Raw genomic sequence first — 22,208 nt, 5'->3', positions numbered from 1 at the left:
ATGGGATGGCCCGGGCCAGCGTTCAGGCGCGGGCAGTGGATCCCAGGATGAGCGGACAACTCCGGCCAGCGTGGGGAGGCAGGGTGACGATGCTTGCGCGCGCTCGGCGCAGATGGCGTCCAAGCGTAATGAGATTGCTCTGCATTTTCGTTTATTGTGGCGGCCTTGCCGGTATCGCGACCCTGCCTTCCGCGCTTCAATCAAAATGTAAGCGGGTTGGGGGCGTCGCAGCCGCCGTAACATTTAGATAAGGCGGCCATTTTACTATATGTGTCGGATTTGTCCGAACCAGTGTCGGTACGTGCGAATTATCCTGCACAGCATTAACTCGAAACGGCGCTTCGTGCGTACGAGTTATCAAGGCGCGAGAGCTTACCAATCGGGCTGTAACGAAATTTGCTCTAAATCGATCAAAACGATTCACAGCGGGGCGGGAATGGCGATTGAGCAAGCAGTGCGGGCGCGTATTGGTTCGTTAATGTGTGAAGCGCCAAGTCGCATTATGTGACGACCTATTACCTGACCGCTGTGCGCGCCGAAATTGGGGCCGGTGAACACAGTGCCGCTACGTCCAGGAGGCGTGCGAAGGTGGCGCGCCGCCCGTCGCAATCAATCTACAGGTCGTACACCGGAATCGGCGGAATGCGTTTGGCCGGCGGCGGAATCCGCCACGACGCTCTCCGGCGCAGCGCGCCCAGCAGTTTCAGCCCCTGCGGCCAGTCGTCCAGGCCGCTTTCCGCATTGATATGACCGGCGCCGGGCAGGACGACGACACGGCTTCCCCAGTCCGCCGCGAAGACGCGCGCGCGTTCCAGCGTGCAATAGGGATCGTTGTCGCTGGCAACCACCACGCTTTGGAAAGGCAGCGGCTGGCGCGAAATGGGCGCGAAGGCGCGCAGGCATTCGGGCATGTCGGCGCGTTCGACGTCGGCGGGTGCGACCAGCAGGGCGCCGGCGACCTTGGCGCGCAAGGGCACGGGGAGGGCGGCGCTGATCAGGCAGCCGAGGCTGTGCGCGACGAGCAGGACCGGGCTGCGGGCTTCGTCGACCTCGGCGGTCAGACGGGATATCCAATCGGCCGCGCGGGGATTTTCCCAGTCGTGCTGCTCGATGCGCCGGGCGTTGGGCAACAGGGCCTGCCACCGGGACTGCCAGTGGTCGGGGCCGGAGTTTTTCCAGCCCGGGACGATTATCGGTTGGAGTCTCATGCGGCACATGATGCCGCCGCCGTTTAGTAACTCAAACGAATTAATGGTCTTTTGCATATACGGCGTTCGGAATAAGGGCGGCGGTGCGAATCATGCCGCGGTGCAATAAAAAAACCCCGGAAAACCCTGCGCCAACCGGCCCAAAAGCCGCGAAATTTCAGTGTATGCTTGCCGGGCAAATGCACCGCCAACGGGCATGACATCTACGTTTCCGGCCGTCAGCCCGTTGATGGATCAACGATTAAAAGTCATTCGAGGAGTCCACTCATGAAGCCAGTTTTCCGTCTGACCCCGGTCATCGCAGCGCTGGGCGTCGCCGCTGGTTTGACGTTTGGCGCGGCCGCGCACGCGCAGACCATCAAGATCGGCGTCGTCGGCCCCACCACCGGCGCGGTCACGCAGTATGGCGATATGGTCCGTGAAGGGGTCGATACCGCGGTCGAGCGCATCAACGCCGCCGGCGGCATCAATGGCAAAAAGCTGGAAACCGTGGTCATCGACGACGGCTGCGAACCCAAGCAGGGTCCCAACGCCGCCAACCGCGTCGTCAACAGCAAGATCGGTTTCGTCGTGGGCCACGTGTGCTCGGGCGCCACCATTGCCGCCGCCGACATCTACAACAACGAAGGCGTGGTCATGGTGACCCCGTCGGCCACGTCGCCGGCACTGACCGACGGCAAGAACTACGAGTTCATCTTCCGCACCATTGGCCGTGACGACCAGCAAGGTCCCGCCGCCGCAAAGTTCATCCTCGACAAGATCAAGCCCAAGAAGGTCGCCGTGCTGCACGACAAGCAGTCGTATGGCCAGGGCATCGCCACCGCGGTCAAGAACGACCTGGAAAAGGGCGGCGTGGCCGTCGCCGTGTTCGAAGGCATCAACGCGGGTGACAGCGACTACTCGGCGGTCATCACCAAGCTCAAGAGCCAGGGCGTGGATTTCGTCTACTACGGCGGCTACCACCCCGAAATGGGCCTGTTGCTGCGCCAGGCGGCCGAGCAGGGCGTGAAGGCCAAGTGGATGGGTCCGGAAGGCACGGGCAACCCGGACATCAACGCCATCGCGGGCGACGCCGTCGAAGGCATGCTGCTGACGCTGCCGGCCGACTTCACGCAGAACGCCGCCAACGCCGACATCGTCAAGGCTTTCGAAGCCAAGAAGCGCAATCCCAGCGGCGCGTTCCAGATGACCGCCTACGCGGCCACGCAAGTCATCGCGGACGGCATCAAGGGCGCGGGCTCGGACGATCCCACCAAGGTGGCCAAGTACCTGCACGCCAATTCTTTCGACACGCCGATCGGCAAGGTGTCGTGGAACAAGCAGGGCGACCTGACGAACTTCCAGTTCGACGTGTTCACCTGGCACAAGGACGGCTCCAAGACCGTCTACAAGTAAATCGCAGTGCGGCGGGCCGCTCCAGGCTCGCTTCACGCGAACGAACGGCGGCGCGTGTCGGATGCAGCGCATCCGGCCACACGCATCAGGCGCTGCAAAAGGGAACCGGGCCGCAAGCCATCAGCTTGCGGCCCGGTTTGTTTTTGCGGGGCGCGGGGCAGGGGGCTGACGCCCCGCCGACTTACAGGCCCTGGACGCGGCGGCCGGTGTCGGCCTCGAACCAGTGCAGGGGATGGCGGCCGTCCGGGCCCACGTTGACCTGCATGCCGACCTTGGCGGACGACTCGGAAAGCTGGCGCGTCGTGCAGCGTACGACCAGCGTGCTCTTGCCGCAGCGGGCGTGCACGAGTTGCTCGGAACCCAACGTCTCGACCATTTCGACTTCGGCGGGAATGCCCTGGGTGTTCAGCAGCATGTGCTCGGGGCGCATGCCCATGATGATCTTGCGGCCGCGGACCTGCGAGGGAACCTGCAGCGGCGAGATCTCGAGCTGGTTGCCGTCGGCGGTCTGCACCGTGCCGTCGCCAGCGACCTGGACTTCCATCAGGTTCATCGGGGGCGAGCCGATGAAGCCGGCAACGAATGTCGAGGCGGGCTTTTCAAACACTTCCATCGGGGTGCCGATCTGCTCGGGAACGCCCTGATACATGACGATCATGCGGTGCGCCAGCGTCATGGCCTCGACCTGATCGTGCGTCACGTACAGGCTGGTCGTGCCCAGGCGGCGATGCAGCTTCATGATTTCCAGACGCATCGCCACGCGCAGCTTGGCGTCCAGGTTGGACAGCGGCTCGTCGAACAGGAACACCTTGGGTTCACGCACGATGGCGCGGCCCATCGCGACGCGCTGGCGCTGGCCGCCCGAAAGCGCGCGCGGACGGCGGTCCAGCAGGTGACCCAGTTCCAGGATCTGCGCGGCGATGTCGACGCGCTTCTTGATCTCGTCCTTGGAGAATTTGCGGATCTTCAAGCCATAGGCCATGTTCTCGAACACGGTCATGTGCGGGTAGAGCGCGTAGTTCTGGAACACCATGGCGATGTCTCGCTCGGCGGGTTCCAGGTTGTTGACGACCTTGTCGTCGATGACGATGTCGCCGCTGGTCACGGTTTCCAGGCCGGCGACCATGCGCATCAGCGTGGATTTGCCGCAGCCCGACGGGCCGACGATGACGATGAATTCACCGTCCTTGACGTCCATGTCGATGCCATGGATGACCGGCACGTTGCCGGCATAGGTTTTCTTGACGTTGCGGAAGCTGAGAGTAGCCATGAGATATTCGTGTTCGAGGTCGTTTTCGGTAGGCGAGGGATGGGCGCGATCACTTCTCAGTGTCGACCAGACCCTTGACGAACCATTTCTGCATCAGGATGACGACCAGCGCCGGCGGGATCATCGCGAGCATGGCGGTGGCCATGGTGATGTTCCATTCGGTCACGCTGTCGCCGCCGCTGATCATCCGCTTGATGCCGATGACGACGGGGTACATGTCTTCCTGCGTGGTGACCAGCAGGGGCCACAGATATTGGTTCCAGCCGTAGATGAACTGAATCACGAACAGCGCGGCGATGCTGGTCTTGGACAAGGGCAGCAGCACGTCAAAGAAGAAGCGCACGGGACCGGCGCCGTCGATACGCGCAGCCTCGATCAGCTCGTCCGGCACCGTCAGGAAGAACTGGCGGAACAGGAACGTGGCCGTGGCGGACGCGATCAGCGGCAGGGTCAGGCCCGCATAGCTGTTGAGCAGGCCCAGATCGGCCACGACTTTGTAGGTGGGCGCGATGCGGACTTCGACCGGCAGCATGAGCGTGACGAAGATCATCCAGAAAAAGAACATGCGGCCCGGAAAGCGGAAGTACACGACCGCAAAAGCCGACAGCAGCGAGATCGCGATCTTGCCGATCGAGATCGCCAGCGCCATGATCAGGCTCACGTACATCATGCGGCCGACGGGCGCGCCCGACGAGCCGCCTGACGAACCGCCAAAAAGCGCCTGCATGTAGTTGTCCACGAAATGCGGACCGGGAATCAGGGACATCGGCGCCTGAGCAACTTCCTGCGCGGTCTGGGTGGACGCGACGAAAGTGACGTAGAGCGGAAATGCCACCATCGCCACGCCGCAAAGCAGAATGACGTGGGCCAGAATATCCAGCCAGGGACGGCGTTCAACCATTGTTATCAGCCTCGGACAAAATCAATACTGCACTTTGCGGTCGACGTACCGGAACTGTACGACCGTCAAGGCAACCACAATGAACATCAGGACGACGGACTGGGCGGCGGACGAACCGAGGTCCAGACCGCGGAAGCCGTCGCTGTACACCTTGTAGACCAGGATCGAGGTCGCCGTGCCCGGGCCGCCTTGCGTCGTCGTGTCGATCACGGCAAACGTGTCAAAGAAGGCGTAGATGATGTTGACCACCAGCAGGAAGAACGTGGTGGGCGACAGCAGCGGGAAGACGATGGTCCAGAAGCGGCGCGCGGGGCTGGCGCCGTCGATCGCGGCGGCTTCGATGAGCGAGCGCGGGATCGATTGCAGGCCGGCCAGGAAGAACAGGAAGTTGTACGACACCTGCTTCCAGACGGCCGCGATGATCACCAGGGTCATCGCCTGGTTGCCGTCCAGGCGGGGATTCCAGTCCACGCCCGATTTGCGCAGGGCCACGGCCAGGATGCCGACCGACGGCGAGAACAGGAACAGCCACAGCACGCCGACGACGGCGGGCGCCACGGCATACGGCCAGATGAGCAAGGTCTTGTAGAGCCCGGCGCCGCGGATCACGCGGTCGGCCATCACGGCCAGCACCAGCGACACGCCAAGGCCAACGCCGGCCACCAGCACCGAGAAAACGGCGGTGACGCGGAAGGAATCCAGGTAGCTCTGTTGCGAGAACAGTTCCATGAAGTTGTCCAGGCCGACGAACTGCGAGGACAGGCCGAAGGGATCTTCAAGGCGCATGGACTGCCACATGGCTTGTCCGGCGGGCAGGAAGAAGAACACCACGGTAATGATCAGCTGCGGCAGGAGCAGCAGATAGGGCAAGGTCTTGTGCCCGAATACAACGCGTTTTTCCATAGGGGGAACCCAAGGTACAGAAAAGCGGCGGTTGAAATAACCGCCGCCTGAAACCGCCAGCGCGCGTGTCGCGCGTGGCGCCCGGAGCCCGAAAGCACCGGCACTCATAAAAAGCACGATAGGCTTAAAGCCCCTGAAAAACCAGGGCTTTAAGCCTCGTATGTCCTTGTCGCAACATGGAAAATGCTGATTGACAAGGCGGCGGTCAAGTCGCGCGAAAGGGCGTTACTTTACACTCTTCTCGAACTTTTCCAGCAGCTCGTTGCCGCGCTTGACGATGTTCTCGGCGCCGTCCTTGGGAGCAACCTTGCCCGAGACGATGCGTTCGATTTCAGCATCCTCGATTTCGCGGATCTGGGGCAGGAAGCCAAGACGCAGGCCGCGCGATTGGGCGGTGGTTTCGACGTTCAATTGCTTGACGCCGACTTCGGTGCCCGGGTTCTTGTCGTAGAAGCCTTCCTTCTTGGTCAGCTCGTAGGCGGCCTTGGTGACGGGCACGTAGCCGGTCTGCTGGTGCCAGCGGGCGGCGATTTCGGGGCTGGCCAGGAACTTGAAGAACGCGGTCACGCCCTTGTAGGTTTCGGGCTTCTTGTTGGCAAAGACCCACAGCGAAGCGCCGCCGATGATGGTGTTCTGCGGCGCGCCTTGCACGTCGGCATAGTAGGGCAGCGTCGAGGTGCCGAATTCGAACTTGGCGTTCTTGGCGATGTTGGCGCGCAGGCCGGACGAACCGGTGATCATGGCGCACTTGCCGCTGATGAACAGCGAATTCGGCTCGTCGCCGCGGCCGCCGTACATGAAGATGCCTTCCTTGCCGAGCTTGGCCAGGTTTTCCAGGTGACGCACGTGCAGCGGGGTGTTGATGGCGATGCGCGCATCCAGGCCGCCGAAACCGTTGTCCTTGGTGGCGTACGGCACGTTGTGCCAGGCCGAGAAGGTCTCGAGCTGGGTCCACGACGGCCACGAGGTGGTGTAGCCGCATTCCTGGCCAGCGGCCTTCAGCTTCTGGCCGGCGGCGGCCAGTTCTTCCCAGGTCTTGGGGGGATTGTCGGCGTCCAGGCCAGCCTTCTTGAAGGCGTCCTTGTTGTAGTAGAAGACGACGGTCGAGCTGTTGAACGGCATCGACACCAGTTTGCCGTCGGCCGACGAGTAGTAGCCGGCCACGGCGCCGATGAATTCCTTGGGATCGATCGGGTTGCCGGCTTCTTCGGACATCTGTTGCACCGGCTTGATGGCGCCCTTGGCGTACATCATGGTGGCGGTGCCGACTTCGAAGACCTGCAGGATGTCCGGCGCGTTGCCGGCGCGGAACGCGGCGATGCCGGCGTTCATGGATTCACCGTAGTTGCCCTTGTAGATGGCCTTGACCTGGTAGTCGGGGTTCTGCTTGTTGAATTCCTCGACCAGGCCGTTGACGCGGTCGCCCAGGGCGCCTTCCATCGAATGCCAGAACTGGATCTCGGTGGCTGCTTGCGCGGAAGCGCCGGCGAAAGCCGTCATGATGGCGGCAAAGGTCAGTGCAATACGATGGGATCGCATAAAGGGTTCTCCAGTTGGGCGTGTTGCGAACGGGGTGTCCGGCCGCATGAAACACGACACCTTATGAATTGTTTGTGACAAAACCGTGACTTTCACATCACTCCCTGCGCCTGTCAAATTGCGCGTTTCAGGCGCGAACGAACATTTCGCCGCACTATCCGCAGGGAGTCGAGCGTTTACAATCGCCGCCTATGGAAAACGAACTTTCGATTGCGTTCACCGGAGCGGGCAGACGGCCGCCTGCGACGGCCTCGCGCGCGGCTGCCAAAGTATGCGCCGTGCGGGGCGTAAATGTCATTGACATAAACGAGCAAGCGCGCGGTGCCGGGCAGGGCCGTGACACGGCCGGTGTGCGGGTTTGTGGCGCCCCGCGCGCGTATGCTGGCGGGCTGTTCGCCGGCGCGACACGGAACATGCAAGGTGTTGCGGCTTGGAGACGTCATTCGTCGCGCATTGACGGGCCGATGACGCGCATGGCGAGCGCGGGACGGGCGCGCGGCGCGGCCGGGGCGGGTCGCAAATGAAGCCGTCCTCCGTGCGCTTTCCCGCCATGACGCGCCTGCAGTTCGGCATTTCGGTGCTGTGCATGCTGGCCGTCGTGGTGGGTTCCAATATCCTGGTCCAGGTGCCGCTCAATGACTGGCTGACATGGGGCGGGCTGTCGTATCCGGTGGCTTTCCTGGTCACCGATGTTCTCAACCGGCGTTTCGGCCCGGCCGCCGCCCGGCGCGTGGTGTGGTTTGGCTTTGCCGCCGCACTGGCGGTGTCGGTCTGGGTGGCGTCGCCGCGCATCGCGTTGGCGTCGGGGCTGGCTTATATATGTGCGCAGCTCGTCGACATCCAGGTGTTCGACCGCCTGCGCGACCAGCGCTGGTGGCGCGCGCCGCTGGCGTCGGGCGTGCTGGGCGCCATATTGGATACGGCGGTGTTCTTCAGCGTGGCATTCGCCGCTACCGGGGCGCCGTGGGTCACATGGATGCTGGGCGATCTGGCGATCAAGCTGGTCGTCAATATCAGCATGCTGGCGCCATTCCGTGCCTTGATGTGGAATCTGGCAAAGCCTGCAAACGCCTAGCCGAACTTTAACCGCCTTCGCGGCGTAATGAATGCGCGCGTCCGATGCTGATCTCAGCAGGGCGCGCGTTTTTCATTAATGCGCCGGACATTATTTCTGAGGCCCTTTCTGCGGCATGTAGTAAGTCCCGCGTAAGCACTGTATTTAAATGCGAGTTTAAACACCGTATTAATCCACTCGGTATTAATCGCCCAACCATAAATCCCGGAAAAGCGCCAGCAGACAACGTAACCGGAATTGCGATTTCTCCAACGAATTCACGGCACTACGCGGCCTATCCGTCACGAATAAAAGCCCCGCCTGAAATATTGGGGATTACACGCAGTGACAGTATGACGGCTTGCTTTCAGAATACCGCCCACACCGTGTTTTTGCCCAAGAAGCCGGCGACGGGCAATGCGGACGTAGGGGTACTCTCCCGATAAACCGTGTTGGACAGAGCCGCTCAAAACCTCGCTGGAGAACTCCGCATGAAGTTTCTGAATCGCCTTACCCCGGTAGCCATGGCGCTTGGGGCACTTGCCTTGGCTGGCGCCGCGCACGCCGCCGACACGATCAAGATCGGCATTCCCCAGCCCATGACCGGTCCCAACACCCAATACGGCGACCAGATCCAGGCCGGCGCGCTGACCGCCATCGAGACCATCAACGCCAAGGGCGGCGTCAAGGGCAAGAAGCTCGAGCCGATCCTGATCGACGACGGCTGCGAACCCAAGCAGGCCGTGCCCGCCGCCAACCGCGTGGTCAACTCCGGCGCCAAGTTCGCCGTGGCCCATGCGTGCTCGGGCGTCACGGTCGCCGCCGTGAAGGTCTACGAGGAAGAGGGCATCGTCGGCATCACCCCGGGCGCCACGTCGCCGCTGGTCACCGACACGATCAAGCCGCACTTCTTCTTCCGCACGATCGGCCGCGACGACCAGCAGGGTCCGTACGCCGCCGGCTACATCGCCAAGACCTTGAAGCCGCAGAAGGTTGCCGTGCTGCACGACAAGCAGACCTACGGCTCGGGCGTGGCCACACAGGTCAAGGACGCGCTGGCCAAGGAAAAGGTCAACGTCGCGCTGTTTGAAGGCATCAACGTCGGCGACAGCGACTACTCGGCCATCATCACCAAGCTGAAGTCCTCTGGCGTGGACCTGGTCTACTTCGGCGGCTACCACCCCGAGCTGGGCCTGCTGCTGCGCCAGGCGCGTGAACAGGGCCTGAAGGTCCAGTTCATGGGTCCGGAAGGCACGGCCAACCAGGATCTGGTGGCCATTGCCGGTCCGGCCATCGACGGCCTGCTGGTCACGCTGCCGGCCGACTTCACCAAGCTGCCGGGCAACGAAAGCATCGTCAAGGCCTTCAAGGACGCCAAGCGCGATCCGGACGGCGCCTTCCAGATGCCGGCCTACGCCGCGGTCCAGATCCTGGCGGACAGCATCAACGCTGTCGGCGAAGATCCGGCCAAGGTTGCCGACTACATGCACAAGACCACGTTCAATACGGGCATCGGCAAGGTCGAATACGATGCCAAGGGCGATCTGAAGGACTTTGAGTTCGCCGTCTATAAGTGGGACAAGGACGGAAAGAAGACCCAGCTGTAAACTCGCGATCCCGCCGGCGTGTTGCCGGCGTGTAGGGCCTGCTGTCTCCGTCTTGCCGAAATCCGCGTAGCGATGCGCCAAAAGCGCTGTGCGGCCGGCAAGGCGGCGCCGGCAGGCCCTTATAAAATACGCCCAGGTTTCCGGCTCCGGGTCTCACTACCGGAGCCGGAACTATTTGGAGCATTGGAATCATGTCCGACCTCATACCCCAACTTACCCAGCAATTCTTCAACGGATTGTCCCTGGGAGCGATCTACGCGCTGATTGCCATCGGCTACACAATGGTCTACGGCATCATCGGGATGATCAACTTCGCCCACGGCGAAATCTATATGATCGGCGCCTATGTGGGCCTGGTCACCTTGACGGCGATCGGCACCAACAGCGGATTGCCGACCCCGTTCATCATCGCGGCCATGCTGCTCGTGGCCATCACGGTTACCGGCATCTACGGCTTCTCGGTCGAACGCGTGGCGTATCGGCCGGTGCGCGGCAGCCCCCGTCTGGTGGCGCTGATCTCCGCCATCGGTATGTCGATCTTCCTGCAGAACTGGGTGGCCCTCGGCCAAGGCGCGCGCGACATGGCCGTGCCCTCGCTGGTGTCCGGCGCCATGCAGTTCCACATGGGCTCGGACTTCGATGTGACGGTGCCGTACTCGCGCCTGATGATCATCGTGGTGACGGTGGTGCTGATGATCGCGCTGACGCTGTTCATCAAGTATTCCCGCATGGGCCGCGCATCGCGCGCCTGCTCGCAGGACATGCACATGGCCAACCTGCTGGGCATCGACACCAACCGCGTGATCTCGTTCACGTTCGTGATGGGTGCGATCCTGGCGGCGGTCGGCGGTGTCCTGATCGCCATCACCATCGGCAAACTCAATCCCTTCATCGGCTTCCTGGCCGGCATCAAGGCCTTCACGGCGGCGGTGCTCGGCGGCATCGGCAGCATCCCCGGCGCCATGCTGGGCGGCGTGCTGCTGGGCCTGGCGGAAACCTTTGCGGCGGCCTACATATCGTCGCAGTACAAGGACATCGTGGCGTTCTCGCTGCTGGTCCTGATTCTGCTGTTCCGTCCCACCGGGCTGCTGGGCAAACCTGAGGTGGAAAAAGTCTGATGTCGACCAACAATCTCAAAAACGCCACGATGGCGGCCGTGCTGACGGCGGTCATCGTCACCCCGGTCTTCGGTCTGCAGCTCATCCGCCAGGGTGCGCGCACGTCGATGGAGTCGAACTGGTCGCTGGTGGCGCTGGCCGCGGCGGTGGTGTTCGTGTTCCAGCTGCTGCGTCCCTGGCTGGCCATTCCGTTCAAGAAGCTCAAGACCGGCCTGCCCACGCTGTCGTCGGCGCCTGCCCGCAACCACAAGCCGCTGATGGTGCTGCTGCTTGCCATTGCGGTGATCTGGCCGTTCTTCGCGGGCCGCAGTTCGGTGGACATCGCCACGCTGGTGCTGATCTACGTGATGCTGGGCCTGGGCCTGAACATCGTGGTGGGCTTTGCCGGGCTGCTGGATCTGGGCTTCGTGGGCTTTTACGCTGTCGGCGCCTATACCTACGCGTTGCTTTATCACTGGGGCGGCTGGAGCTTCTGGGAAGCGCTGCCGTTTGCCGGTGCGATGTCGGCGCTGTTCGGCTTCGTGCTGGGCTTTCCGGTGCTGCGGCTGCGCGGCGACTACCTGGCCATCGTGACGCTGGGCTTCGGTGAAATCATCCGCCTGCTGCTGATCAACCTGAACCAGGTCACCGGCGGTCCGGACGGCATCTCCGGGATTCCGAAGCCCACGTTCTTCGGCCTGGAAATGACGCGCCGTCCCAGTACCGAGGGCGGCACGACGTTCCATGAGTTCTTCGGATTGACCTTCCAAAACCAGGACATGGTGATCTACCTGTACATGATGGCGCTGCTGCTTGCGCTGGTGACGTTGTTCGTGTCCACGCGCCTGATCCGCATGCCGGTCGGCCGCGCCTGGGAGGCGCTGCGCGAAGACGAGATCGCCTGCCGTTCGCTGGGCCTGAATCCCACCCGCATCAAGCTGTCCGCGTTCACGCTGGGCGCCATGTTCGCCGGCTTTGGCGGCGCGTTCTTCGCGGCGCGCCAGGGCATGGTGAATCCGGAGTCCTTCACGTTCATCGAGTCCGCGCTGATCCTGGCCATCGTGGTGCTGGGCGGCATGGGTTCGCAAGTCGGTGTGATCCTCGCTGCCATCCTGCTGACCGTGCTGCCCGAACTGGCGCGCGAGTTCGCCGAGTACCGGATGCTGATGTTCGGTCTGGTGATGGTATTGATGATGATGTGGCGTCCGCAGGGGTTGTTGCCCATGAAGCGTCCCCACGTGGAGCTGGCTAAATGAGCGAGGCATTGCTGAAAGTTTCCGGCCTGACCATGCGGTTCGGCGGCCTCCTGGCCGTCGACAGCGTGGGTTTCGAGGTCATGTCCGACGAGGTCTTTGCCATCATCGGCCCGAACGGGGCGGGCAAGACCACCGTGTTCAACTGCGTGGGCGGGTTCTACGCGCCGACCGCCGGTGAAATCATCATGGACGGCAAGCCCATCACGGGTCTTGCCAGCCACAAGGTGGCGCGCCATGGGCTGGTGCGCACGTTCCAGAACGTGCGCCTGTTCAAGCAGCTGACGGTGCTGGAAAACCTGCTGGTCGCGCAGCATACGCAGGTGGAATCGCGCCTGCTGCCCGGCCTGCTCAAGACCCGCGGCTACCGCCAATCTGAATCCGAAGCGCTGTCGCGCGCGGCGCAGTGGCTGGATTTCATGGGCCTGCGCGAGTTCGCCAACCGTGAAGCCGGCAATCTGGCTTACGGCCACCAGCGGCGCCTGGAGATCGCGCGCTGCATGATCACCAAGCCGCGTCTGCTGATGCTGGACGAGCCCGCGGCCGGCCTGAATCCTCAGGAAAAGCGCGATCTGCAATCGCTCATCGACCAGCTTCGCCGCGAATTCGGCGTGGCCGTGCTGCTGATCGAGCACGACATGAGCCTGATCATGGGCATTTCGGACCGCATTCTGGTCATGGAACACGGCAAGCCCATCACGACCGGCACCCCCGAGCAGGTGCGCAACGACGAGCGCGTCATCAAGGCGTACCTGGGGGAGGAATGATGCTGAAGCTGGAAAACATACACACGTACTATGGCGCCATCCAGGCGTTGAACGGCGTGTCGGTGGACGTCAACCAGGGCGAGATCGTCACGCTGATCGGCGCCAACGGCGCGGGCAAGACGACGCTGCTGATGACCGTTTGCGGCAATCCCCGGGCGCGCGAAGGCAAGATCACGTTCGAAGGCGAGGACATCACGAACAAGGACACGCACGACATCATGCGCAGTGGCATCGCCATTTCGCCTGAAGGGCGGCGCGTGTTCAAGGACCTGACGGTCGCCGAGAACCTGATGATGGGCGGCTTCTTTTCCAAGCGCGACGAGATCGAGGCCGGCATCGACCACGTCTACGGGCTGTTCCCGCGCTTGAAGGAACGCGCCAGCCAGCGCGCCGGCCTGATGTCGGGCGGCGAACAGCAGATGCTGGCCATCGGCCGCGCGCTGATGACCCGGCCGCGCCTCTTGCTGCTGGACGAACCGACGCTGGGCCTGGCCCCGCTGGTGATCGCCCAGATCTTCGACATCATCCGCGAGATTCGGGAGCAGGGCGTGACCGTGTTCCTGGTCGAGCAGAATGCCAACAAGGCGCTGGGCGTGGCGGACCGCGGCTACGTGCTGGAAAACGGCCGCGTGGTCCTGCAAGACACCGGCGCCAACCTGCTGGTCAACGACAAGGTCCGCAAGGCGTACCTGGGCGGTTGACCTCTTCCCCGCGAAGGAAGTGGGCGCATCGAAAGATGCGCCCTTTTTTTTACGCGGCGATGCGTTCGGCCGGCTGGTCGGCCTGGTAGTGCGCGATGGCGGCGCGGGCGAGGGCGTCGATGGAGTCGGTGAGGGTCACGCCGAGGCTGGGGCGCAGGGCGTGCGGGACCGCCAGGGGCAGTTCCGTGCAGCCGAGCACGACGGCGTCGGCGCCGCGGGCCTTCAGGCGGGCGATGCATTCGGCGGCGGGCGCGAAGGCGTCTTCGAGCTGGTTGCCCTTGACCGCGCGGATCGAGCCCATGCAGAAGCGTTCGACTTCGTCGTCGTCAGGCACGATGCACTCGTAGCCTTGGGCTTCAAGGTGACGCTGGTAGAGGCCGAGCTTGAGCGTGGCGGCGGTGCCCATCAGGCCGATGCGGCCGCTGGGCAGGCCAAGGCGGCGCAGGTCTTCGATGACCGCTTCGATGATGTGCAGCACGGGCAGACGCGTGGACGCGGCGATGTCGTCGAACCACAGGTGGGCGGTGTTGCACGGGATGGCGATGAGCTGGGCGCCGGCCTGTTCCAGGAAGCGTACGCCATCGACCATGTGGGGCAGGGGATTCTCGCCGCCGGCCATATAGGCGCTGGAGCGGTCGGGAATACGGGGATCGTTGCGCAGCAGGGTGGGGATGTGTTGCTGGTCAACCGTGGCGGGCGTCAGCGCCGCCAGGCGGAGGGCAAAGGCCGCGCCGGCCATGGGGCCCATTCCGCCCAATACACCCAGGTAGCAGCCCTGGGAAAACGTCTTCACTTTAAGTACTCCGTGCTCATGCATCACCGGGCGTCAGGACCTGGCCCGGGCGTTCGGTGCCCGTCCGTTCCCCGTCCCAGACCTGCCTGCCGTTGACCCACACGGCGTGGATGCCCCGGCTTGCCTGAATGGGCGCTGAAAAAGTGGCCACGTCGGTGACGGTGGCGGGATCGAACAGCACCAGGTCAGCATGATACCCCTCCCGGAGCAGGCCGCGCCCGGCGACGCCGTACTGGGCGGCGGCCAACCCGGTCATCTTGTGGATGGCGGATTCGAGCGTCAGCAGGTTCTGCTCGCGCACCATGGTGCGCAACACGTTGGTGAACGTGCCCCATTGGCGGGGGTGCGGATGCGGGTCGAAGGGCAGGCCATCCGAGCCGACCATGGTCAGCGGATGGGCAAAGATGCGTTTGACGTCCGCCGGGTCCATCAGGAAATAGATGGCGCCGGCCGGAGCCAGCCGGGCGACCGCGGCTTCGTCGTCCAGGCCAAGTTCGGCCATGACGTCACTGAAGTCACGGCCCGTGGCCTCGGGGTAGCCCGTGGACCACGTGATCATCGTGCGGCTGGCCAGCCGCGCGCGGTCCAGCCGCAGCATGGTCGAGGTGGCCGGATAGGGATGGCAGTCCAGGCAGACCGGCTGCGCCGCCGCGGCGCGGCTGATGAGGTCCAGCGTTTCGCGGGTGCGGCCGTGATTGCGTTCGCCCGCCAGCTTGTGATGCGAGAACACCACGCGGGAGTCGGTTTCGCGTCCAATGAGCAGGGCCTCTTCCATGGCGGGCACGATGTGGTCGGCCTCGTCGCGCAGGTGCGTGGCATAGATGCCGGCGCGGCCGCGCAGCGGCTGGCACACGTCGATGATCTCGTCCGTGGGCGCGGCGCTGGCCGGCGGATAGAAGGTGCCGGTCGACACGCCGAACGCGCCGGCATCCAGCGCTTCCTGCATCAGGTCGCGCATGGCGGCCCGTTCCGCGTCGTTGGCCGCGCGCGAAGTGTCGTCCATGACGGCGACGCGCAAGGTGGTGTGGCCCACCAGCGGAATCACGTTGACCGCGGCCGGCGTGTCGCGCAGAGCGTCCATCCAGGCGCGGAAGGTGCCAAAGCGGAACAGCGCCGGCGGACCCAGCAGGTCGAGCGGCTGCGGAATCTGCGTGCGCGCCAGGGGCGCCAGGCTGATCCCGCAGTTGCCGGTGACGACCGTGGTGATGCCTTGCGACACCTTGGGCAGCATGTCGGGATGCGCGAGGAGGTAGCCGTCGTCGTGGGTGTGCGAGTCGATGAAGCCCGGCGCCAGAACCTGGCCCCGGCCGTCGATGACCGGCACGCCGGCGGGACGGGCAAAGCTGCCCACCGCCGCGATGCGTCCGCCGCGCACGGCCAGGTCGCCCTGGGTGGCGGGCCCGCCCGAGCCGTCGATGAGCGTGGCGCCCGCGACGATGAAGTCAGCCTGCAAGGTGTCTGCCGTCATGAAGCGTGCTCAGTCGAGTTTTTCGATGCCGGCGTTGTCGATGATCTGCTGCCACTTGGCGGTTTCGCGATCGATCAGCTGCTTGAAGTCGGCGGGAGAGCCGGTGGCCGGTTCGGCGCCCAGCGTTGCCAGGCCCTGGCGCACTTCCGGCGCTTGCAGCGCTTTCTGGATGGCGGCGTTCAGCGTGGCCACCACGTCGTCGGGCGTGCCCTTGGGCGCCACCACGCCGCCCCAGGCGACTGTCTCGTAACCCTTCAGGCCGGACTCGTCCAGCGTGGGCACGTCGGGCATCAGCGCCAGGCGCTTCAGGCTGCTGACGCCGATGGCGCGGACCTTGCCGCTCTTGACCAGCGGCGCGGCCTCGGAGGTGTTGACGAACAGGTAGTCCAGGCGGCCGCCCAGCAGATCCTGGATGGCAGCGGGGCCGCCGTTGTAGGGGATGAACATCACGTCCAGCTTGGCCATGCTCTTGAAGAGTTCGCCGCCCATGTGGCCGGTGGTGCCGACGCCCGACGCGCCATACGACAAGCGGCCCGGCTCCTTGCGGGCTCGGTCGATCAGGTCCTGCACGCTGGTGACGGGCGAGTCGGCCGGGACGATCAGGGCGTTGTACAGGTCGAACATGTGCGCGACGGGCGTCAGGTCCTTGTCCACGTCGTACGGCAGGCGTTTGAACAGCGAGCGGTTCACCGCCAGCGTGTTGATGTTGCCGTAGCCGACCGTGTAGCCATCCGGCGCTGCGCGCTTGATGAGCGCGATGCCGATGTTGCCGGCGGCGCCCGGGCGGTTCTCGATGACCATCGTGGCGCCGGTGTCGCGGGCAATCTGCGTGGTGATCAGGCGCGACAGCACGTCAGGCGAGCCGCCGGCGGCAGACGGGACCACGAAAGTGATGGGCTTGTCGGGATAGCCGGCGGCCGAGGCGGCGCCGGCGAAGACGACGCTGAGCGCCGCCATGGAAAGACTGCGAAGGAGCGTGCTGCGCATGGTGGATTTCCCCTGGTTTTGTTTTGTGGAGCGGGCAGATTACACCCGGCCATGCGGCACTGCGTCATCGAAAAATGTCTCAAACCTATAATCCCTCGTTATTGGAAAAGGGGAAGAAATGGAAGCCGATGCGTATGCCGACGAGGCCGGGCCGAGCGCCGGGCGGCCGCTGAACCTGCGCCAGATCGAGGTGTTCCGCGCCATCATGATGGCCGGCTCGATCAGCGGAGCGGGGCGCATGCTGCACGTGTCGCAGCCGGCTGTGAGCCGGGTGCTTGCCCTGACGGAAAGCCGTCTGGGCTATCGGCTGTTCGAGCGCGTCAAGAGCCGGCTGTCCCCTACGGCCGAGGCGCGGCGTCTATATGCCGAGGTCGAGCAGGTGTACGGCGGCATCCAGCGCGTGAACGACCTGGCCGCCAGCCTGGGGCAGTCCGGCGCGGGCATGCTGAAGATCGTGGCAAGCGCCAGTTTCGGGCAGCGCCTGATCCCCATGGCGCTGGAGCGGTTTCGCGGTCGCAATGCGGGCGCGCGCGTCGATTACCGCAGCGTGACGTTCGATGAATTGGCGGCGTATTTTCTGTCGGGGCAGGCAGACATCGGCATTTCCATGCAGCCGCCGGATCATCCGAACCTGACGTCGGTCCGGCTGGCGCGGGTGCCGGTGGTGTGCGTGCTCCCGCCCGGGCATCCGCTTGCCAGCCACGACGCGGTGCGGCCGGAGGACTTTTCGTCGGCGGCGTGGATCGGCTATCCGCGCGATACCCCGCTGGGACGCGCGCTGCAGCCGTTCTTTGGCGAAGGCCCGCACTGCGCGGCGGCGATCGAGGTGCATTCGCCCGTGACCGCCTGTTCCTTCGTGCAGCAGGGCTTGGGCCCGGCGCTGGTGGACGCCTGGTGCGTCACGCCGGACCAGGCCGCGCATATGGCGCTGCGTCCGATCACGCCCGAGGCCAGCGTTGAGATCTGGGCGACGCATTCCAACCTGAGTGCGCCACCCTTGCTGGCGCGGCGCTTTCTGGCCGCCGTCAAGAAGATCCTTGAGAGCGAGGCGCTGCCCGGGGTGACGCCGGAATAGGGCTTCCGGGCGTCAGCGGGGCAGCGCAGACCCTTACAGCCCTTCGGCCTGCAGCGCGGCCTTGACGCCGGCGTTGGCCTGCATGCGCTCGAAGAACGCGGACAGGTTGGAAAGGCCGGTCAGGTCCACTTCCTTGGCGTGCGCCCAGCGCAGCACGACGTACAGGTAGGCATCGGCAACCGAAGGCGCGGCACCCGCCAGGTATTGCTTGCCGGCCAGTTGCGTGTCCAGTTGCGCGAACAGCTTGGTCAGCAGCGCCGAGGCCGAAGCGGCCAGTTCCTTCTGCGCGCCTTCGTCCTTCAAATAACGCTGCGCGCCGAACAGCAGCGAGAACGTCTTGTGGACGTCGGAATTGATGAAGCCGACCCAGCGGCGCACTTCGGCGCGCGAACGTGCGGAGCCGTCGCCCAGCAGCGTGCTTTCGGGCGCCTGTTCGGCCAGATACTCCAGAATGGATACGTTCTGCGTCAGGGTCCAGTCGCCATCGGTCAGCGCCGGCACGGCGCCCATCGGATTGATCCGCAGAAACTCGGGCTCCTTGAGCGCCTCGCGGCTGAGCTTGTGCGTTTCATACGGCTTGCCGATCCATTCGAGCACGATATGGGAAGCGAGCGAGCACGCGCCGGGCATGTAGTACAGTTTCATCTGTCGGAGACTCCTGGAAGGAAGAACGGGAGAGCTCCCGTCCGTGGGCGCTATGGTACGCCAACCGGGTATGCCATTCGCGAGTGGTCCCGCGTCTCTCTGTCATGCCTTCCGCGCCCGCTTTTCAATCTGTCGCCGCCGGAGATGTCCATGCAGTCACGCACCGCCGCGAGCACGCGCGCGATCCCCTTTCTCTTGTCCTTGACCCTGGCCTTCGCCGCTGCGCCCGCCATCGCGCAAGCATCGCAGGAACCGCCCTCGGCGCCTGCGCGCGTGATGCCGGTTGTCGGCGGCCTGGATCATCCGTGGTCCATGGCGTTCCTGCCCGACGGCGGCATCCTGATCACCGAGCGTCCCGGGAATCTGCGGCTGTTGCGTACGCCCGGCGGGTTGTCCAAGCCGCTGACCGGCGTGCCCAAGGTGGCCGCGCGCGGCCAGGGCGGTCTCCTCGACGTGGCGCTGTCGCCAAACTTTGCGACCGACCGCTACGTGTATCTGTCGTATGCGGAGTCGGACGGCGACAAGAGCGGCACGGCCGTCGGACGCGGCCGGCTGGCCGACGATGCCGGCGGACTTGAAGACTTCAAGGTCATCTTCCGCCAGGAACCCAAGCTGTCGTCCGGGCTGCATTTCGGCTCGCGCCTGGTGTTTGACGGCAATGGTTACCTCTACATTGCGCTGGGCGAGAACAACCAGCGGCCAACCGCGCAGGACCTGGACAAGCTGCAGGGCAAGGTCGTGCGGCTCAAGGCCGACGGCGCGCTGCCTGACGATAACCCCTTCGTGGGCAAGCAGGGCGCGCGGCCCGAGATCTGGTCGTACGGCCATCGCAATCCGCAAGGCATGGCGCTCAATCCCTGGACCGGCGAGCTCTGGGAAAACGAACACGGGCCGCGCGGCGGCGACGAGATCAACGTGGTGCAGCCGGGCATGAACTATGGCTGGCCGCTGGCGACCTACGGCATCAACTATTCGGGTCTGAAGATTCCGGAAGCCAAGGGCGAGACGCTGCCGGGCATGGAGCCGCCGGTCTACTGGTGGCCGAAATCGCCCGCCATCAGCGGCATGGCGTTCTATGACGCCGACCGCTTTCCAGCCTGGCGCAATTCGCTCTTCATCGGCGCGCTGGGTAACCAGAACCTGATCCGCCTGACCGTCGACGGCAAAAACGTGGTCGAGAAGGAAAGGCTGCTGGTCGACCGCAAGCGCCGGATCCGCGACGTGCGGCAGGGGCCGGACGGTTATGTGTATGTGCTGACGGACGCTTCCCCGGGCGAACTGCTGCGGGTGGCGCCGGCCGAAACAGGAGGGTGACCGTCATGAAGACCTATGAGCTCATCGGGTCCGCGGGGTGCGGCTCCGCCATCGTCGAGATGGCGCTGGTGCTGGCCAATGTGCCGCACGTCCTGACGGACGTGCCGTACCTGAAGCCCGGTCCCGAGCGGGACCGGCTGCTGCATCTGAATCCGCTGGGGCAGGTGCCCACGCTGATCCTGCCAGACGGCGAGGTCATGACCGAGAGCGCGGCGATGATCCTGCATCTGAACGACCTGGCGCCGCAGGCCGGTCTTGCCCCCGCGCCGGACAAGCCGGAACGGGCGCGCTTTCTGAACCTGCTGGTGCGGGTCGTGGCGGCGGTCTACCCGACCTTCACGTACGGCGACGATCCCGCGCAGTGGACGACGCCGGGCGATGCGGTGGACCTGCTGCGCGAACGGGTCCACACGCGCCGCGCCGAGTTGTGGCAGGAGCTGGAACGCCAGGCCGGCGCGCCGCACATGCTGGGGCGGCGTTTTTCAGCGCTGGACCTGTATGTGACGGTCATGACGCATTGGCGTCCCGGCCCGTCGTGGTTCAGCGCGATGTGTCCGGCATTGACCGCGGTCGCCCGCGAAGCAGCATTGGAACCGAACGTGGCCCGTGTGTTGCGGCGGCACTTTCCGCCGCCCACCGAATAACGCGGGCAGCTTCAGGTGGTGGCACGCCGGCGCGATTTGCCGCGCGCCTCGCGCACGGCGATGTACACGCCGCTGCCGGCAATGAAAACGGCGCCCAGGTACGCATACGCGTCGGGCGCCTCGCGCCAGAAGATCCATCCCAGGATCGTGGCCCAGACCAGACCGGTGTAGTCGAAAGGCGCCACGACAGACGCGGGCCCGATGCGGAATCCCTGCGTGATGAGCGCCAGGCCCAACGTGCTGAACAGCGCCACGCCGCCAAAATAGGGCAGGTCCTCCATGGCCGGCGCGCGCCACACCCACGGCAATCCGATCGCGCTGCACACCAGTTGCCCCAACACGATGTAGAAAGTGGTGGTCAGCATGCCTTCTGCGCGGTTGATGCCGCGCGCGGTGATCATCATGACCGCGTAGAGCAGGGCGGTGGTCAGCGGCAGCAGGGTGGCGGCCTGGAAGGCCTGCGTGCCAGGACGCACCACGATCAGCACGCCGGCAAAGCCCGCCAGCACCGCCAGCCAGCGCTTGCCGTCCACGCGTTCCTTCAGGATCAGCACCGACAGCGCCGTGACGAACAGCGGCGCGGCGAACGCGATGGCGGTGGCCTCGGCCAGCGGCAGCGCCTGCAATCCCAGATAGAAGCAACAGGCCGAGACCACGTTGATGGCGCCGCGCGTCAGGTGCAGGCCGGGATGCGTCGTACGCAGCACGCGGCGTCCGCCCAGCCACAAGGCCAGCGCGGTCACGAAGGGCAGCGCGATCAGCGCGCGCAGAAAGAGGATCTGCAGCGGGTTGTAGCTGGCGCCCAGCCATTTGGCATTGGCGTCGCTGAGCGTCAGAAAGAAGATGCCGCCCGCCACGCAGGCGATGCCTGCGGCGGCGGAATGTTCACGGACGGCGGGTAATGCGGTGCTTGGGGACATCTGAAACCTGCAAGGGCGGCGGTTCCTGCCGCCGGAGGGTGAAGAACGGATAGGTGAAGATCGGGAAGGGCTTTCAGCTCTGCGCGCGGTAGGCGGCAATGGCGACCATCGCCCACGCGGCCAGGAAGGCCGTTCCGCCGAACGGCGTCACCGCGCCGAGCCAACGGGTGCCGGTCAGCGTCAGCAGGTACAGGCTGCCCGAAAACAGCACGATGCCGACGAACATGACAACGCCGGCGGCCGACAGCAGCGGCGACCCGAAGCGGGCGCCCAGCAACGCGATGATGAAGATGCCCAGGGCGTGGACCAGGTGGTACATGACGCCGGTCTGCCAGACGGCCAGCAGTTCTGGCGTCAGGATGCGCTTGAGGCCATGCGCGCCGAATGCCCCGGCGCCCACCGCCACCATGAGGTTGATCGCCGCGAGTATGGTGAGCTGCCGGTCCGTCATTGCGTGTCCTTGAGAGAAATGCGAGGGGCGAATTTGCCGCCGCCTATGATAGGCCCAAATATGGTGCACGACGGGGCCGCGGACGAGGGCAAAGCGCGGCCCGCGGCCGGCTCGGCATCGGCCGCCTTGCAAGCCGATTTCCAAATGGGATATTATAAATTCAATTTGGTAATTCAGCCGCTGAGCAAGCCTGGCCGGTTTCTCCGGCTTTCGCTT

General features: G+C 64.6%; 21 protein-coding genes. 10 read left to right on the top strand and 11 right to left on the bottom strand.

The window, feature by feature from the left end:
* Nucleotides 1-614 precede the first annotated feature (614 nt).
* Nucleotides 615-1,208: an alpha/beta hydrolase gene (locus MHZ91_RS09100; protein ID WP_175136577.1), complete on the bottom strand. Its 594-nt coding sequence runs from the start codon at nt 1,206-1,208 to the stop codon at nt 615-617.
* 267 nt (nt 1,209-1,475) lie between these two features.
* Between MHZ91_RS09100 and MHZ91_RS09095 the strand changes: the two genes are divergently transcribed.
* Entirely contained in the window at nt 1,476-2,603 is a 1,128-nt protein-coding gene (locus MHZ91_RS09095) for a branched-chain amino acid ABC transporter substrate-binding protein (RefSeq protein ID WP_175136576.1), read from the top strand.
* 181 nt (nt 2,604-2,784) lie between these two features.
* Here the strand turns inward: MHZ91_RS09095 and MHZ91_RS09090 are convergent, their stop codons facing one another.
* From MHZ91_RS09090 to ugpB, 4 genes are all read right to left on the bottom strand, one after another.
* Nucleotides 2,785-3,873: a sn-glycerol-3-phosphate import ATP-binding protein UgpC gene (locus MHZ91_RS09090; RefSeq protein WP_175121632.1), complete on the bottom strand. Its 1,089-nt coding sequence runs from the start codon at nt 3,871-3,873 to the stop codon at nt 2,785-2,787.
* Between the two features lie 49 nt (nt 3,874-3,922).
* Complete coding sequence (gene ugpE, locus MHZ91_RS09085) at nt 3,923-4,774, bottom strand: sn-glycerol-3-phosphate ABC transporter permease UgpE (protein WP_175121631.1); 852 nt, start codon at nt 4,772-4,774, stop codon at nt 3,923-3,925.
* Between the two features lie 21 nt (nt 4,775-4,795).
* On the bottom strand, nt 4,796-5,677 hold the full coding sequence (ugpA, locus tag MHZ91_RS09080; RefSeq protein WP_175121630.1) for a sn-glycerol-3-phosphate ABC transporter permease UgpA: 882 nt from the start codon (nt 5,675-5,677) through the stop codon (nt 4,796-4,798).
* Between the two features lie 225 nt (nt 5,678-5,902).
* Nucleotides 5,903-7,216: a sn-glycerol-3-phosphate ABC transporter substrate-binding protein UgpB gene (ugpB, locus tag MHZ91_RS09075; protein ID WP_175121629.1), complete on the bottom strand. Its 1,314-nt coding sequence runs from the start codon at nt 7,214-7,216 to the stop codon at nt 5,903-5,905.
* 520 nt (nt 7,217-7,736) lie between these two features.
* On the opposite strand from ugpB, the gene MHZ91_RS09070 reads away from it, so the two are divergent.
* The 6 genes from MHZ91_RS09070 (at nt 7,737) to MHZ91_RS09045 (ending at nt 13,695) form a co-directional block, all read left to right on the top strand.
* Nucleotides 7,737-8,291 (top strand): queuosine precursor transporter, encoded by a 555-nt coding sequence (locus MHZ91_RS09070; protein ID WP_239213384.1) that lies wholly within the window; start codon nt 7,737-7,739, stop codon nt 8,289-8,291.
* 470 nt (nt 8,292-8,761) lie between these two features.
* Entirely contained in the window at nt 8,762-9,877 is a 1,116-nt protein-coding gene (locus tag MHZ91_RS09065; RefSeq protein WP_105238831.1) for a high-affinity branched-chain amino acid ABC transporter substrate-binding protein, read from the top strand.
* A 191-nt stretch (nt 9,878-10,068) separates the two neighbouring features.
* Nucleotides 10,069-10,995 carry a high-affinity branched-chain amino acid ABC transporter permease LivH gene (gene livH, locus MHZ91_RS09060; RefSeq protein ID WP_175121627.1) on the top strand — a complete coding sequence of 309 codons (927 nt, stop codon included), beginning with the start codon at nt 10,069-10,071 and terminating at the stop codon, nt 10,993-10,995.
* A complete protein-coding gene (locus tag MHZ91_RS09055) occupies nt 10,995-12,230 on the top strand; it encodes a high-affinity branched-chain amino acid ABC transporter permease LivM (protein WP_175121626.1) in 1,236 nt (411 codons plus the stop codon). The genes livH and MHZ91_RS09055 overlap by 1 nt, the downstream gene beginning before the upstream one ends.
* Nucleotides 12,227-12,994, top strand: coding sequence for a high-affinity branched-chain amino acid ABC transporter ATP-binding protein LivG (livG, locus tag MHZ91_RS09050; RefSeq protein ID WP_175121625.1), 768 nt, complete (start codon nt 12,227-12,229; stop codon nt 12,992-12,994). The genes MHZ91_RS09055 and livG overlap by 4 nt, the downstream gene beginning before the upstream one ends.
* Nucleotides 12,994-13,695, top strand: coding sequence for an ABC transporter ATP-binding protein (locus MHZ91_RS09045; RefSeq protein ID WP_239213424.1), 702 nt, complete (start codon nt 12,994-12,996; stop codon nt 13,693-13,695). Before livG ends, MHZ91_RS09045 begins: the two co-directional genes overlap by 1 nt.
* A 49-nt stretch (nt 13,696-13,744) precedes the next feature.
* On the opposite strand, the gene MHZ91_RS09040 is transcribed toward MHZ91_RS09045, so the two are convergent.
* The 3 genes from MHZ91_RS09040 to MHZ91_RS09030 are packed head-to-tail and all read right to left on the bottom strand — an operon-like array spanning nt 13,745 to nt 16,943.
* Nucleotides 13,745-14,488, bottom strand: a complete 744-nt coding sequence (locus MHZ91_RS09040) for an aspartate/glutamate racemase family protein (protein ID WP_175121624.1) — start codon at nt 14,486-14,488, stop codon at nt 13,745-13,747.
* 16 nt (nt 14,489-14,504) lie between these two features.
* Nucleotides 14,505-15,956 carry an amidohydrolase family protein gene (locus MHZ91_RS09035; protein ID WP_239213382.1) on the bottom strand — a complete coding sequence of 484 codons (1,452 nt, stop codon included), beginning with the start codon at nt 15,954-15,956 and terminating at the stop codon, nt 14,505-14,507.
* A 9-nt stretch (nt 15,957-15,965) separates the two neighbouring features.
* Entirely contained in the window at nt 15,966-16,943 is a 978-nt protein-coding gene (locus MHZ91_RS09030) for a tripartite tricarboxylate transporter substrate binding protein (RefSeq protein WP_218343732.1), read from the bottom strand.
* 118 nt (nt 16,944-17,061) lie between these two features.
* On the opposite strand from MHZ91_RS09030, the gene MHZ91_RS09025 reads away from it, so the two are divergent.
* Nucleotides 17,062-18,018, top strand: coding sequence for a LysR family transcriptional regulator (locus MHZ91_RS09025; RefSeq protein WP_191578701.1), 957 nt, complete (start codon nt 17,062-17,064; stop codon nt 18,016-18,018).
* 33 nt (nt 18,019-18,051) lie between these two features.
* Here MHZ91_RS09025 and MHZ91_RS09020 read toward each other — a convergent pair whose 3' ends face one another.
* Nucleotides 18,052-18,663, bottom strand: coding sequence for a glutathione binding-like protein (locus MHZ91_RS09020; RefSeq protein WP_239213381.1), 612 nt, complete (start codon nt 18,661-18,663; stop codon nt 18,052-18,054).
* A 150-nt stretch (nt 18,664-18,813) separates the two neighbouring features.
* Between MHZ91_RS09020 and MHZ91_RS09015 the strand changes: the two genes are divergently transcribed.
* On the top strand, nt 18,814-19,977 hold the full coding sequence (locus MHZ91_RS09015; RefSeq protein ID WP_239213380.1) for a PQQ-dependent sugar dehydrogenase: 1,164 nt from the start codon (nt 18,814-18,816) through the stop codon (nt 19,975-19,977).
* 5 nt (nt 19,978-19,982) lie between these two features.
* Nucleotides 19,983-20,621 carry a glutathione S-transferase family protein gene (locus tag MHZ91_RS09010; protein ID WP_175121618.1) on the top strand — a complete coding sequence of 213 codons (639 nt, stop codon included), beginning with the start codon at nt 19,983-19,985 and terminating at the stop codon, nt 20,619-20,621.
* Between the two features lie 11 nt (nt 20,622-20,632).
* Here the strand turns inward: MHZ91_RS09010 and MHZ91_RS09005 are convergent, their stop codons facing one another.
* The gene (locus MHZ91_RS09005) at nt 20,633-21,541 is read right to left on the bottom strand and encodes a DMT family transporter (protein ID WP_239213379.1); all 909 of its coding nucleotides are present in this window, start codon (nt 21,539-21,541) and stop codon (nt 20,633-20,635) included.
* A gap of 73 nt (nt 21,542-21,614) precedes the next feature.
* A complete protein-coding gene (locus MHZ91_RS09000; RefSeq protein WP_175121616.1) occupies nt 21,615-21,992 on the bottom strand; it encodes a DUF423 domain-containing protein in 378 nt (125 codons plus the stop codon).
* Nucleotides 21,993-22,208 lie beyond the last annotated feature (216 nt).

It is taken from the genome of Achromobacter sp. ACRQX, from assembly GCF_022346505.1.
GTDB lineage: Bacteria > Pseudomonadota > Gammaproteobacteria > Burkholderiales > Burkholderiaceae_B > Achromobacter > Achromobacter animicus.
The sequence above is the reverse complement of the archived record's forward strand: the minus strand, read 5'-3'. Positions and strand labels throughout refer to the sequence as shown.

What these genes read in the sequence shown, in the direction of transcription:
- MHZ91_RS09030 (WP_218343732.1), bottom strand. Translation starts at nt 16,943, where the DNA reads ATGCGCAGCACGCTCCTTCGCAGTCTTTCCATGGCGGCGCTCAGCGTC.
- MHZ91_RS09015 (WP_239213380.1), top strand. Translation starts at nt 18,814, where the DNA reads ATGCAGTCACGCACCGCCGCGAGCACGCGCGCGATCCCCTTTCTCTTG.
- MHZ91_RS09020 (WP_239213381.1), bottom strand. Translation starts at nt 18,663, where the DNA reads ATGAAACTGTACTACATGCCCGGCGCGTGCTCGCTCGCTTCCCATATC.
- livH (WP_175121627.1), top strand. Translation starts at nt 10,069, where the DNA reads ATGTCCGACCTCATACCCCAACTTACCCAGCAATTCTTCAACGGATTG.
- MHZ91_RS09045 (WP_239213424.1), top strand. Translation starts at nt 12,994, where the DNA reads ATGCTGAAGCTGGAAAACATACACACGTACTATGGCGCCATCCAGGCG.
- MHZ91_RS09005 (WP_239213379.1), bottom strand. Translation starts at nt 21,541, where the DNA reads ATGTCCCCAAGCACCGCATTACCCGCCGTCCGTGAACATTCCGCCGCC.
- MHZ91_RS09100 (WP_175136577.1), bottom strand. Translation starts at nt 1,208, where the DNA reads ATGAGACTCCAACCGATAATCGTCCCGGGCTGGAAAAACTCCGGCCCC.
- MHZ91_RS09055 (WP_175121626.1), top strand. Translation starts at nt 10,995, where the DNA reads ATGTCGACCAACAATCTCAAAAACGCCACGATGGCGGCCGTGCTGACG.
- ugpB (WP_175121629.1), bottom strand. Translation starts at nt 7,216, where the DNA reads ATGCGATCCCATCGTATTGCACTGACCTTTGCCGCCATCATGACGGCT.
- livG (WP_175121625.1), top strand. Translation starts at nt 12,227, where the DNA reads ATGAGCGAGGCATTGCTGAAAGTTTCCGGCCTGACCATGCGGTTCGGC.
- MHZ91_RS09000 (WP_175121616.1), bottom strand. Translation starts at nt 21,992, where the DNA reads ATGACGGACCGGCAGCTCACCATACTCGCGGCGATCAACCTCATGGTG.
- ugpA (WP_175121630.1), bottom strand. Translation starts at nt 5,677, where the DNA reads ATGGAAAAACGCGTTGTATTCGGGCACAAGACCTTGCCCTATCTGCTG.
- MHZ91_RS09035 (WP_239213382.1), bottom strand. Translation starts at nt 15,956, where the DNA reads ATGACGGCAGACACCTTGCAGGCTGACTTCATCGTCGCGGGCGCCACG.
- MHZ91_RS09065 (WP_105238831.1), top strand. Translation starts at nt 8,762, where the DNA reads ATGAAGTTTCTGAATCGCCTTACCCCGGTAGCCATGGCGCTTGGGGCA.
- MHZ91_RS09025 (WP_191578701.1), top strand. Translation starts at nt 17,062, where the DNA reads ATGGAAGCCGATGCGTATGCCGACGAGGCCGGGCCGAGCGCCGGGCGG.
- MHZ91_RS09070 (WP_239213384.1), top strand. Translation starts at nt 7,737, where the DNA reads ATGAAGCCGTCCTCCGTGCGCTTTCCCGCCATGACGCGCCTGCAGTTC.
- MHZ91_RS09010 (WP_175121618.1), top strand. Translation starts at nt 19,983, where the DNA reads ATGAAGACCTATGAGCTCATCGGGTCCGCGGGGTGCGGCTCCGCCATC.
- ugpE (WP_175121631.1), bottom strand. Translation starts at nt 4,774, where the DNA reads ATGGTTGAACGCCGTCCCTGGCTGGATATTCTGGCCCACGTCATTCTG.
- MHZ91_RS09090 (WP_175121632.1), bottom strand. Translation starts at nt 3,873, where the DNA reads ATGGCTACTCTCAGCTTCCGCAACGTCAAGAAAACCTATGCCGGCAAC.
- MHZ91_RS09095 (WP_175136576.1), top strand. Translation starts at nt 1,476, where the DNA reads ATGAAGCCAGTTTTCCGTCTGACCCCGGTCATCGCAGCGCTGGGCGTC.